14 protein-coding genes are annotated in these 13,101 nt (G+C 43.6%); all 14 read right to left on the reverse strand.

Going from position 1 to position 13,101, the window contains the following annotated elements; all coding sequences use genetic code 11:
• Positions 1-120 precede the first annotated feature (120 nt).
• On the reverse strand, positions 121-1,113 hold the full coding sequence (locus AAAT93_RS09920; protein WP_021984655.1) for a helix-turn-helix domain-containing protein: 993 nt from the start codon (positions 1,111-1,113) through the stop codon (positions 121-123).
• 142 nt (positions 1,114-1,255) lie between these two features.
• Positions 1,256-1,579, reverse strand: a complete 324-nt coding sequence (locus AAAT93_RS09925) for a branched-chain amino acid transporter permease (protein WP_021984656.1) — start codon at positions 1,577-1,579, stop codon at positions 1,256-1,258.
• A complete protein-coding gene (locus AAAT93_RS09930) occupies positions 1,576-2,367 on the reverse strand; it encodes an AzlC family ABC transporter permease (protein ID WP_021984657.1) in 792 nt (263 codons plus the stop codon). Before AAAT93_RS09930 ends, AAAT93_RS09925 begins: the two co-directional genes overlap by 4 nt.
• Before the next feature lie 23 nt (positions 2,368-2,390).
• Positions 2,391-2,873 carry a response regulator gene (locus tag AAAT93_RS09935; protein ID WP_021984658.1) on the reverse strand — a complete coding sequence of 161 codons (483 nt, stop codon included), beginning with the start codon at positions 2,871-2,873 and terminating at the stop codon, positions 2,391-2,393.
• An 8-nt stretch (positions 2,874-2,881) separates the two neighbouring features.
• The gene (locus tag AAAT93_RS09940) at positions 2,882-3,760 is read right to left on the reverse strand and encodes a DUF4097 family beta strand repeat-containing protein (protein WP_227573371.1); all 879 of its coding nucleotides are present in this window, start codon (positions 3,758-3,760) and stop codon (positions 2,882-2,884) included.
• A 3-nt stretch (positions 3,761-3,763) separates the two neighbouring features.
• Positions 3,764-4,357: a DUF1700 domain-containing protein gene (locus tag AAAT93_RS09945; protein ID WP_118374752.1), complete on the reverse strand. Its 594-nt coding sequence runs from the start codon at positions 4,355-4,357 to the stop codon at positions 3,764-3,766.
• A complete protein-coding gene (locus AAAT93_RS09950; protein WP_227573372.1) occupies positions 4,350-4,685 on the reverse strand; it encodes a PadR family transcriptional regulator in 336 nt (111 codons plus the stop codon). Before AAAT93_RS09950 ends, AAAT93_RS09945 begins: the two co-directional genes overlap by 8 nt.
• 126 nt (positions 4,686-4,811) lie before the next feature.
• Positions 4,812-5,570, reverse strand: coding sequence for a hypothetical protein (locus AAAT93_RS09955; RefSeq protein WP_021984662.1), 759 nt, complete (start codon positions 5,568-5,570; stop codon positions 4,812-4,814).
• Positions 5,571-5,590: 20 nt separating this feature from the next.
• Positions 5,591-7,273 (reverse strand): methyl-accepting chemotaxis protein, encoded by a 1,683-nt coding sequence (locus AAAT93_RS09960; protein ID WP_117781323.1) that lies wholly within the window; start codon positions 7,271-7,273, stop codon positions 5,591-5,593.
• 427 nt (positions 7,274-7,700) lie between these two features.
• The gene (locus AAAT93_RS09965) at positions 7,701-8,663 is read right to left on the reverse strand and encodes an ORF6N domain-containing protein (RefSeq protein WP_195328162.1); all 963 of its coding nucleotides are present in this window, start codon (positions 8,661-8,663) and stop codon (positions 7,701-7,703) included.
• Positions 8,664-8,720: 57 nt separating this feature from the next.
• Positions 8,721-9,926: a tyrosine-type recombinase/integrase gene (locus AAAT93_RS09970; protein ID WP_227573373.1), complete on the reverse strand. Its 1,206-nt coding sequence runs from the start codon at positions 9,924-9,926 to the stop codon at positions 8,721-8,723.
• Between the two features lie 157 nt (positions 9,927-10,083).
• Positions 10,084-11,304, reverse strand: a complete 1,221-nt coding sequence (locus AAAT93_RS09975) for a tyrosine-type recombinase/integrase (protein WP_227573374.1) — start codon at positions 11,302-11,304, stop codon at positions 10,084-10,086.
• Between the two features lie 84 nt (positions 11,305-11,388).
• Entirely contained in the window at positions 11,389-11,616 is a 228-nt protein-coding gene (locus AAAT93_RS09980; protein ID WP_002570947.1) for a helix-turn-helix domain-containing protein, read from the reverse strand.
• 551 nt (positions 11,617-12,167) lie between these two features.
• Positions 12,168-12,581 carry a sigma-70 family RNA polymerase sigma factor gene (locus tag AAAT93_RS09985; RefSeq protein WP_227573375.1) on the reverse strand — a complete coding sequence of 138 codons (414 nt, stop codon included), beginning with the start codon at positions 12,579-12,581 and terminating at the stop codon, positions 12,168-12,170.
• Positions 12,582-13,101 lie beyond the last annotated feature (520 nt).

Consider the following 13,101-nt stretch of genomic DNA (forward strand, 5'->3'; position numbering starts at 1 on the left):
TTTCAATTAGTTCTTTTTAGAACTATTATAATAGTAAAAAAGAAATAGTCAACCACTATTTTGGAAATAAAAAGAGCCGTCGCCACATATTAAGCAACAGCCCTTTCTCATATATAATGGCTATTTTTCCTTACTGCATACATGCTCCACAATCACACGTACAGCCGCATACAATACGCCGACAATCGGCCATACGATCCCAGCATCTTTCCAATCGTTCGTGATAAAGCTGATACCAAGAAAAATCGCTGTTGAACCAAGCCAATACGCAAGTGAAAATGCGCCCATCTTGTCGCTGATTTTCTTTTTTGCCCTTGTATAATCGCCTTCTTCAAGAAGTTTCTCCATGGCAGCCATCTGCGTTCCTCCCAGCACAAAGAAATATACACCACAAGAAATCAGAAACAGCATAATCCCTACCATACATACAATCGGGAAGTCCCGATCACCGAATATAGCTATACCGCCAAAGAGCGGAATCACAGAGAAAATGCACAATATAACACCAATCACATTGTAACGGACATATCGCTCATGGAACTGTTCTTTGCGTTCCTTCACCATTCCTGTCACACCATATTCTGTCTCGAAGCATTTTGTCTCTAAGAATTCAAATTTCTTCTGTTTCATATCGGTACATACAAAAATTGCAACCGCAATTCCAACCAGTATGAACATCACACACATTCCAACTCCACCTGCAAAGTCTTCTCCGATTCCAAACACTTCCACTTCGCTGGCTGCCCCTAACACGATCAGGCAGATTGGTGATATCACGCAGAGCCATGTTGCAAATGCGATTCTTTTTGCAGCCTCTTTTATGATCTGCAAAAATTCACTTGCCATTTCCATTGTCACTTTATACTGTGGTTTGTCTTCTTCATAAGAATCCTCCCCGGTATAAATCTCCTCTTCCATCTCATCTTTAATGAGATAGTCCGTCGTCACACCAAAGATCTGACTAAGCTTCAATATTTTATCTAAATCCGGAACTGCCTGTGCCCCTTCATATTTGGAAATGGATTGTCGGCTGACTCCTAATTTATGTGCCAGCTCTTCCTGAGACCAACCATTCTTTTTTCGCAAGTTAATAATCTTATCCGCTAATATCATAAGCGCCTCCTCCTGCCATCCGCATGGCATATTTGATGTTATTATCGTACGAATTTTCTCCGTTACACACAAGAAAGCCGCACGGACAATTTGTCAACCGATGGTTGCAACCCCTGATTTTTAGCCATTTTTTATGCGCAAACTAGAAAATCCGCAGAAGCACCATATAACAGACTGTTCCAAGCAGGATACTCAAAAATGTATTGTGTTTCCATTTATAACTGACCGCCACAACGACTACTGCCAGAAGCTGCCAGACGCCCGTCCCTAAGAAATCTCCTCTCGCATCCTTCAGGCAATACACGATCAGCACTGCCATAATCGCAGGCGGCAGGTATCTGCCAAGCGTCTGCACCGGTTTCGGCAGCGTCTTATTCCCGTTAAATATTAGAAACGGAAGTGCACGCAACAAAACTGTGATACATGCACTCATCAAAATAATTCCGATAATCTGCCATGTACTCATCTGTCTGCACCTGCCTCTCTGTCCGCAGAATGATCGGACGGGCATTTATCTATGTCAGTGCCCAAATCCTCATTCTCCATCTTATTCTCATCTCGGTTCTCCGCACGCGTCATCACAAGCAGGATGCCGGATACGATCAATAGCGCCGGCAGCATAAATGCCGTCTTCCCGAAGATTAGAAGACATATGACTGCCACACCCAAGCCAATAAGTGCCGGCTTGTGACTCGTCGCATGCTCCCACTGATCGATAAAGATAATCACGAAAAGTGCTGTCATACAGAAATCAATGCCGGTCATGTCGAACGGAATAATCTGCCCGAGCACTCCGCCGAGCACCGAACCAATTGCCCAGTAGCAATGACTGAACACGGCAACCAGAAACATGATTCCATGCTTTTCTTCCTTGTCCGGATATTCCTCATCCGTCAAAGTGCAGTTCACCGCATAGGTCTCATCGGTAAGCGTCGGGATCATATACCACTTCCGCTTCCCCATCTGTCGGAACTCTTCGAGAAATGTCAGTCCATAGAAGAACTGACGGCTGTTCATTAAAAGCGCTGAAATCGCAATCGTCGCGATCGATGCGCCACTCGACAGAAATGTAATCAACATAAACTGAAATGCGCCGGTGTACACCGTCACACTCGCAAGCAGCGAATACATGCACGAAAAACCGGCATTTTCCATCATCATACCATAGGCTGCCCCTAAGAAAATATAACTACATAGAATCGGCAGGGATTTGATGAACCCCTGTCGCAATATTTTTCTCTTTTGTTTGCTCATCTTAACTATAGATTCCTTTATGTTTATTTGTCGTGCGTCAAATAGATTCCATTCCTAAGTATATTTATTTTTATATCGCTCGTCAAATAAAAGAGCAGATACCTTATGATATCTGCTCTTTCATTTCTACCACCCCAGATCCAGCAGCCAGTTCTGTAACCTGCGTTCGCGGTCTGCATCCGATAAATTCTCATCCTCCGGGGCTTTTCAATGTAATCGTCAGCACCCAGATTCAAGCCTTTTAATTTGTCGTTCTTTTCTGTCTTGGCACTCACAATCAGAATATGTGCATTGGATGTCTCTCGAATCTTGGAGCAGACTGCAAAGCCATCCATCCCCGGCAGCATCAGATCTAAGATTACAAGCTTCGCTCCGTATCGTTCAAAAAGCTCCAATGCAGCCTCGCCATCCTTTGCAACGCTCACAATATAATTTTCATTACGCAGAAAATCCGAAAGCAGCTCGCCGATTTCATGATTATCCTCTACTATAATGATATCTAACATATATACCTCTACTTCTGCTTCACATCCACATCTCCACTCGATGTTACAATCTTGCACAGATAGTCGGAATCCGCATCTCCATCCGGAACATCCACAGCTCCGCTATTGGTTTTCGTCTCAAACCGATATGTGCGTCCCGCTGTAATCTCCATATCGACATCACCGCTCGATGTTGTGATATCGAATTTCTCAGCATCACAGCTCTCCAGATCTATGTCTCCGCTGGACGTCGACATACGCAAGCTTTCTGCGGTTATATCCTGCATCTCAATATCTCCACTATTAGCTCCAAGTTCTATCTGCTTTGCTGTTGCATTTTCCAGATCAATATCTCCGGAAGAAGATGTTGCCATAATGGAATCCGGGACATTTATATTCTTCATATATAGATCTCCACTGGATGCAGATACATTTACAGTTTCTGCATTCACATCCTGAATTGTAACATATCCGCTCAAGGTTGTTACAGCGATTTCTTTGTATTCCGCATCAGTCAGATAAATTCGCGTCCTCGTATCCTTTCCAAATCCCAGTGATACGATTGCTTTATGTTTTCCCTTATCGTCCGTTGTGAATTTCAGCACATGATCCTTCACATCCACATGGCTTGTCCAATCATCCGTATCATAATATTCCACATAATTCTTACCGGTCTTTGATTTGCAGATCTCAATATCCATGCTGCTTGCCCCGGCTATCTCTATTTTATCAAATGCATCCGCAATCTGCACAGTTTTCTTCTCGGTATGAAGTGCTTTCATTGTGGTCAGATCAACCGCTCCATTCGGAAACTTGAATCCACCTATTGCAATTCCGATAAATCCTATAATCACACCGATACCGACTAACACGGATCCAATGATAACCGCTTTTTTTGTCCTGCTCATATCTTAGCCCTCCTTTACGAACTTTCTTTTGATGCCGCTCACAGCTGCCTTACACAGATTCCAGAATCCCACCGTTACCGGCTTCACTGCGACAAAGAACAGAATCGTAAGTCCGACACCTGCGATTCCGCACCCGAGCATAAATACCGCTGCCGGAACATTGCTGATCATCAGGAATGGAACCACAGCTAAAACTCCCGCGATTCCCGCGACTGCTGCTGATATGACCACTGCATAAAATGTAATCAATAGTGAAAATACAACAACTAACATACTTAATACCAGTATTCCTGCTGTAAGTAAAAGCGGCACCCAAACCGGAGAACCAAGTACAATCAGAACAATCTCCCATGCACGCAGGCGATGCGTCGGTTTGATCTTCTGCTTAACGATTTTGCTAAGTGGCGTATCTTCCAGAATCTGATCCACGGCTTCATCCGGTGTATCCATCGTGGCAACCGCCTCTTCCTCCGTCATGCCATCTTCCATCCGGTCATCGATCATCTCACTGTAATAAGCGATGAACCGCTCCATATCTTCCGTCGGCATCTTCGGAATCCGCACCCGGATTGCCGACAAATATTCCTGTTTATTCATGGTCTTGTGCCTCCTTCATAGGTTCTTCCCGAACGATAAACCGATAGATGGATTCCAGTTCCTTCCATTCCTCCTGAAACTCATCGATTCGCGCCCGTCCTGCGTCTGTAATATGATAATATTTCCGAAGTCGTCCGTTATGCTCCACCGATTGTACCGTCAGATACGCATTTGCTTCTAAGCGTCGTAAAATCGGATACAGCGTCGACTCCGAAACTGTCACATACGGTTTCATATCTTTGATGATCTGATATCCATAGGAATCTTCATCTTTGATTGCCGCCAGCACGCATACATCCAACATGCCTCGTTTTAATTGAATATCCATATGTATACCTCCTTATGTCGTATACTATATAACGTATAGTATTATATGTCAAGTAGTATTTTAATCTTGAACATAAAAAAGAGAACCTGAAAATTCAGGTTCTCAAATATCCGTTCAACTATTTTATCATATTAAAATTAACGCTAATAAGATACACAATACAGCCAGCAAACACATTATTATACCTATAAACGTAAAATATATGTCCTTTCGCCCTTCTAAACGATTATTACATAAATCGTATGCCTCATGCATGGATCTGGAATATGAAAGTGTATATTTTTTTCCAATTGGGTATTTTTTTACCTTAAAATCCTGTCCTAACACAATTCTTTTCTTACATAGCTCATATGGATCATAATACTCAACAATCAGCCTTCCATAGCCATGCATCGCTGTAGCATAACCATTCACTACATCGACAACCGTCCCTTCTATCTGCATATCCTCCATATTGTTCTCACGAATTCGAATTTTCCTCTTTATTTTCCGGAATTGCAGCAATGCAATCCCGCCTAACAACAAAATCGTTGCCTCAATAAATACCCATTCTGATTTACCATGTATATCTGGAATATATCCAAGTTCCATCATTTTTCTTATCATACTGACTATAACTACCAGAAACGATAAAATCTCAAATAATAGTATCCAGTATATTCTCTGCGGATCTTTTTTCAACCGGTATTTTGGATTCACATCCAACACCATTTTGTCAAATTCAGAACCAATCCCTCCCATTTGATTTACCATATCCATAATGGGATCAACCGATCCATCACGTTCTCTTTGTTTGCGTGATCGGATCATCCATATTGTAATAATAATAGCAAATAACATTACCAGAAGGAAAAATCCTGTTTTAATGAAATAAAATACACTCATACTTCATCCTTCTGATATTCTTATTCAAAATACTTCATCATTTCTGCCAGTTCATCCGACACCTTGCTGACATGTCCGGTTGCCGTGTTCATCTGGTCGATTGCTTCGGCAATACTTGTCACATTCGCAGATACTTCCTCGTTACTTGCCGCATTTTCTTCGGAAATCGCACTGAGGTCAGTAATATTGGCTATGATGGACTGCTTGATACCATCAAGCTGCTTTGACTTCTCGCTGATCCGCGTTACTGCCACAATATTGTCACTAATCGTCTTGCTGAGTGTTGCAAAGCTGCTGCATGTTGCAGAGATATCATCCTGCTCTTTTCTGAGCAATGTCTGTACATCATGTACCATACTCACACACTCATTTGATTTCGCAAAGATATTATCAGCCACCTGTTTGATCGTATCCACACCCTCGGCACTCTGCTCTGCCAGCTTCTTGATCTCACTTGCCACAACCGCAAATCCGCTTCCCGACTGTCCGGCACGTGCTGCTTCGATTGATGCATTTAACGCAAGCAGACTTGTCTGTCCGGTAATATCCATAATCAGGTTGACTGCCTCATTGATTGACAGAATCGCCTGGTTTGTCTCTTCAATCTGATTTGTGATCCGCTCAATAATCTCTGCCGACTGGTTTGAGCTGTCCAGTACAGTCTCCATGGACTTGGTTGCTGTGCTGTTCGCCTTGCCCATCTGCTCAGAATTTGCACTTAATACCTGCACATCATTATCGATATCCGTGATTGCATTTCCCATCTCGATGGACTTCGCATTGACATCCTGCACATTATCTGCCAGTGTCACCGCGGTCACAGACAATTCCTCCATCGCCTGACTGATCTGTCCGGCACCCTCATTACTGAAATCAGCGCGCTCATTCAGGGAAGATGTATCCTGCTGCAGATTCACAACATGATCATTTACACTTGTTACAATATTATTCAGTTTTTCCTTAAGTATCTTTGAGGAATCAATCAACGTGTCAATCTCCGCAATTGCCGAAGAGCCTTCCACGTCTTCTGAAATACTTCCGTTCGCAATCCGTTCAATATGTGCTGTTGTCTTCGCCAGTGACTTCCGGATCTTCAACGCAAGGAGAATCAGGGCACCCAGGTATAGAATGCCTATCGCCGCAGAGATCAGTAACAATGTACGCACAAGTCCCTTCTTTGCTGCGTTGACAGTCGCTGTTTTCTCGCCGGCAAATCCCATACCGATCACATCACCGGCATCGGAATACACCGGTGTGTAGTATACATAGTAATCTGCACCTGCAATCTGTACACCATCTGCGTGGTAATCCTTGCCCGCCTGGACAGTTTTCCAGATTGCAGCATCTGCCTTTGTTCCCTCCGGACGGTTTCCATTCTCATCAACAACCGAAGTGATGTATCGTTCATCTCCTTCAAAAAATGTAAGCTCGATATTGTCCTTTTTCAATGAATCGATAAACTCGTAGCTGACATCGTCCCTGCATAAGATGTCTTCGCGGACATCCCACTCAAAGTATTTCTCTACCGAAACCGCACATGCCTTTAGTCTTGCATATGTACTGTCTTCAAGTTCCTGTTCCATTTTTCTTGTAGAATAAATTGTCAGAATCAGAATTGCCGTGAGCAGCGGAACGCTGCCGATCAGGATAATCACCCATAAGATATTTAATCGTTTCCCTTTTGAATTTTTACTAGCTGCCATACATTATCAGAAGATATATAATCTTCTCTCCCCCTTTTCTATGTATTTTCTTTTTATTATACTCGTTTTTTTCGACGGGTTCTATCAAATATTTGAGGTTTTTGTGGTAGCTACTTGCGGGGATTGCAAGTCAACTTATACGGATTATCTGCGAATCTAGCACATGAACCTCCTCTACGCTTCGCTACGGCTCGGTCATCATCAATCCGCCAATAATCGCAACAAAAAAGCTCCAAGAGAATAAATTCTCTGGAGCTTTTTGCATGCGATTGCTCGCAAATTATCTCTTTGAAAACTGTGGTGCACGACGAGCTGCTTTCAAGCCGTACTGAAATTCTTTGATTGCCATTTTCCCTTGATATTCTGGGCTTTTTTGCCCTTTCGGTTCTCGGTTGTCCTATTCCTTAACCACAAAAATAGGTGCTTTTTACTCCTCCGTTTCAAGCTCCAGTCTCTGAAGAATGTCTCTCACAATACCATCATCCTCAAGCAGAGTAATTCCAAAACACTTTTTCCCAGCATCTTTTAAGGAAGCTCCTATATGGTAGGCATTTTTCTTATCTAGGATTAAAAAGCGATCATGAAACACTTTCGTGTACCGCACTTCCAGCGAAGGATACTGGCTATTGAAATTATCAACATCTCCTTGCGATAATTTGGTTCTTTTCAATGTGTACATCACAACAGATACATTCTCATTCTTTTTTGCGAGAAGATTCAGCGTTCCTACATCCACATAGCCATCAATTAAAACGATTTCCTTTTCAGCTTTTTGAATCAGATTAACAATCAGGCTAAAGGCATCATATATCTGGCCGTCAAAAAACACTTTCTGCTTTGATTCCTCATGGTCAGATATATATTCAAATATCTGATCCAATTTTTCATCCGTTTGCTTTTGATATTCCAGTTGTTTTAATTCCACATTACTGATGCGTTCAAAAAGCAGGGCATTATTTGCAATAAATCTCCTCATTTCCACAAATGCGCGCATAATGCCAATGCTTACCTTAATCGCTACTTCGCTATGCAGCACACTCGCCAACATAGAGATTCCCTGCTCTGTAAATACATAAGGAAGTGTCCTACGACCACCATAATTATTTTCGTCCTGCGCAAAACTTGAAATGCCAGTTTGGCATCTCAAGTTTTGATATTCCTCTTTCGTGAGCTGAAAACGAAAATCTTCTGGAAATCTACTAATATTTCTTTTTACCGCTCTATTCAGTGCCCCTGTCTCAACCTGATAAAGAACGGCAAGATCACTATCCAGCATGACCTGCTTGTCTCTAATAACATAAATCATTTTCTCAATCGACGGTTGAACGATTTCAACTAAATCATTTGTAATATCATCCGTCTTTTTTGCTTCTGGTGTAATTTCTGCCATAAATTCTCCCTATAACAACTTGAGATGCCAAACTGGCATTTCAAGTTTGGTAATTTATTATCTATCCTTTGCCAATGCTCGATTTACCACATCAAATAACTCCTCAGGTTTATTGTACTTTACCCTTGCATAGATGTCCATAGTTGTTTTGCTGTTTTCATGTCCTGCAAGGTACTGAACAGTCTTAGGGTCCACTCCTGCATAGAGAAGATTGGTTATGTAAGTGTGCCGAAGCTGATGTGGGGTCACATCAAAATCTATCGTATATTTGATTTTAGGTTGATTCTTCTGTGTCATGCCCAGCGTTGGAGTAACCGTATATTTGATACTCTCCCCATTTACATACTTATAGTAGTTCCGGGGCTTAGTGGAACGGACAACTACATACTGCCATACCCTTTGAAACTGTGAATATGCAAGCGGCTCTCCCTTGCTGTCAGCGATCACATAATTTGATATGGAATTTTCTTTCGCTTCCCGCAGACAATCTACCAAACACTTCGGTATCGGAATATCCCTTTTTGCTGCCGGAGTCTTTAGCACCGTAGAAACCACAGGTCTGTTATGCTCTGACCTCCATGCTCTCCGCACGGATATATACGGAGTAGGTGCGTCCAGGAATACACAATCCCATTGCAGTCCAAGCGCCTCCTCCCGGCGAAGCCCGGAATACAAGCAAATCATAATGAACAAATAGGGAGGCAGCCCCTTGACTGTATCCAGCAACACCTCAACCTGCTGGTCGGTTAATGCGTCTTTCTTCTTCGTTGGCCTTCCGCCCTTTGCAGATATTCCAACACAAGGATTATAGCTAATCAGCTCACTACGCTCTGCCGAGTAAAAAATACATTTGATGAGCATATTTACCGTATTGTATAAGCCCTCCGATTTTTTGGTCAGCGGCACAAGTGCCAGACGAATATCATCTGCGGTCACTTCCTCCATATACATATCACCTAAAGGCTTAATGATATAATTTCTCATGTCAGAGGTATAGCCCTTCATCGTAGCTGAAGATACCTTTGCTGATTGCATTAGCAGCCATTTCTCGCAATACTCAGCAACCGTGGGATGCTTCCGCCGGAAAATAATCTCCTCAACCTGCTTCTTCGCTGCCAGCTGCTTTTCATACAGTTCTTCACAGGTGGACGCATACAAACTGACCTGCTTGCCATCCGCATCCAAAATTCGAGTTCGATAATACAAGGTTCCCTTTCTCGTAACGGTTCCGTACTGCGGAACACTCCTATTTTTCTTTGCCATATTGATTTCCTTTCTTGATAATGAGCGTCGTTTACAACTTACACCCCCGTTTTATCAGAAAGCACGAATTTAATCAAAGATACGGATTAGGGAAAACAAAGAGCGAGACATCCTTGCCTCGCTCTTACTGCTTATGATATTCCATTACTTCTGTGCTTTAGGATCGAACACCATCCCACTGAGCAAATGCGCCACCCATACTTTTAACCAGCTCGTCCGGTCGATTGTATTTGACCTTGGCATAGATGTCCATTGTAATCTTGCTACTCTCATGACCTGCCAGATATTGAACCGTTTTGGGGTCTACCGACGAATGGATCAGGTTCGTGATATATGTGTGCCGAAGCTGATGGGGTGTTACCTCGAAGTCCAGACTGTAAACTACTTTCCCATTATGAGCGGCCTTTTCTCCCAAAACAGGCGTGACCGTATGCCTGACCCTTTTTCCATCTTCATACCGGTAATAACTCCGCTCCTTAACTGTTCTGGTAACGATGTACTGCCAGAGCCGCTTAAACTGCGTGTAGGACAATGGATCGCCATCCCGATTTGGAACAACATACTCCGAAGTGGAATTTGCCTTTGCTTCTCTCAGACAGTCTGCCAAGCAGATGGGGAGAGGAATGTTTCTCTCCGCTGCCTTTGTTTTCAATTCATCAAGAATGACCGGTCGGTTGCTTTCTGTGTGCCATGCCCTTCGTACTGTTAGGTATGGAGTATCCGTATCAAGATATACAGAATCCCATTGCAGGGCGAGGATTTCTTCTCTCCGCAATCCTGCATACAGACCAAGCATCACAAATACATACGGCGGAAGCCCTTGAATGGCATCCAATAAGCGGGCTGCCTGCTCATCTGTCAGAGCTTCTTTTTCTTTCTGCGGAACTCCTCCGCCTTTTGAGGTCAGATAGACTGTTGGATTTTTCTCAATGACCCTGCTTTCCTTTGCTGCCCGGAAAATAGATTTGTAAAGGACAACCACCGACTTATAAACCGAAGCCGATTTTTGGGAAACAGGAACGAGGGCAAGCTGGATGTCATCCAAAGTCACATCCGCCATCCGCATATCTCCCAATTCTTTGATAATGTGCCTTCTGACTTTAGATGTATAGTCGGTCATTGTAGTAGCTCGTACATGAACCGACTGCATCAGCAGCCATTTCTCACAGTAGTCTGCAACGGTGGGAGACTTTCGACAAAATGTATCATTGTCGATCTGCTCCAACGCATTCAGTTCCTTATCATATAATTCTTCAGGTGTCCTTGCATAAAGGGCCACCAATTTTCCATCTGCATCCTGAACTCTTGTCCTGTAATAGTCAAGACCGTTCAGCGTAACTGTACCGTATTGTGGAATCGCTCGTTTTCTATTTGCCAATTCCTCCACCTCCTAAAAAAGATCTCCAGCGCTGTACCTTTGTTTTATCAGGCATCCCTGATTCCATCAAGGATACGGACCTGCTCACGATCTTCCGCGAGGCTTGCGGTAAGTGGTGCTTCTTTCAACAGGCTTTGCCCTGTGCGTACATTTTGCAATATACTCCTGGAGACCTGCCGCAGTAAAATACACACAGCCATTCTGAACATACTGTACATAAGAGATCAGGCCGTTGTTACGGGCGGCATCCAGCGTTGCGATGCTGATTCCTAGGATTTCAGCAGCTTCTTTTCGTGTAATGAGTTTTTCCATAGTCCATATTCCCTCCAATCTGCCAAGGTTATCATCGTGCTTTCAAAATCACATGAATACGCTGGCAGCCGAAACTGCCAGCGCATGGTATCTGATTTTGAATAGAAAATGACCACCTAAGAAAGTAATCGCTTCATATTTTAATATGACTCAATTCTCGTCACATTTGCCACGCAACCCTGACGCTGGGAACATAGCAGGTCTCCGCTGGCGCGGTTGTCATAACTCCGCAGCGTCGTTTTACTCGTGCGCCGCAGGGTTCCCCCCAAGTCTTTAGGAGGCCGTGAGGAAGTATCTTTAAGCCCCCGTGCAGTCCTCGCGCCGGATCTGCCACCATCCGTTTTGTGAAATCGTAGATCGCTCCGAAACAGCTCTATTCATCACCTCCCTGACTGCTCCATCTTCGCGGCGTTCCACACTCGCTCGTACACGGGTTATGTACCTGTTATGCTGTCTATGAAATTGTCAAAGTGCTGTTGAAGGGAGAAAACTTGTCCTTCTATTAACTCTGACAAAAAGAGCAAAAAACGAGCGCACCAAACGAAACTTTTTCAAAAATACTTTGTCAGCTGTTTCAACCCACGCCGGATACTGTCTCGGACACGGCTTGGATCTACACCCTCCGCCGAGGCAATTTCGCTCACACGCATACCCAGGTAATACCGGGCATAGATTCGCTTAGCTTGCTTCTCCGGCAGAGTCATCACAGCGGCATAGAGCTTCTCCCTCAGCTGTTTTTCCTCCAAAATCATTTCTGGTGTCTGAGGTTTCAGCAGGATAGCATTCTCAATACCGTTGTCGCAGTCCAGGGAGTAGTATGCCTTATAGCGATACATTCTCCGGTCATAGGCAGCTTCTGCACGCTCAGCGTCACGGATCGCCTCCAGCACATCTTCGGTTACTTCTACAAAGTGATCGGTTTTATAAATATCGGGATACAGATCCCGGAGATTGACTTTTTTCATCGTGTACCTCCATTTCAATTCACGGGTAGTTAACGGGTGAATCGAATGGAGGCGGAGACCGGCAGCGGTAACAAACCGCTCGTCTATCTAAAAAACGGCAAGCAAAAACGCCAGCTCCCCACAAAGGGATACTGGCGCGACAAGAAAACCTATGATTATACTGGTTTACACAGATTGATAATACCGATATAAAAACATAATGCCCCGGTGGCGGGGCAAGGCTTTTTTTAACTGATGTAACTCATGGGTATTGTGAACCACTAACACAGACATGACGGCATCCTCCTAAAATGCCGCCCCTGCTGATTGCATGAGGGTCGTCGGGTTTCTGCTTTTCGCAAAAAGAAACGGCGGCTCTGTTTTTTCAAAGCCGCCTCAAAAGTGCATAACAATATAGTCACTGTACGACGGCTTTTTTTCTTTTGCCATCGTGCGGCAACTCTTACTCTTTTTCTTATCTTAACAGCTAATTCTCACAGAAATGTCACCAACACACTCCATCTGAATAAAATAATAAGCT

Origin of the sequence: Coprococcus hominis (ex Arizal et al. 2022), from assembly GCF_040094675.1 — a bacterium.
Taxonomy (GTDB): domain Bacteria; phylum Bacillota; class Clostridia; order Lachnospirales; family Lachnospiraceae; genus Coprococcus_C; species Coprococcus_C hominis.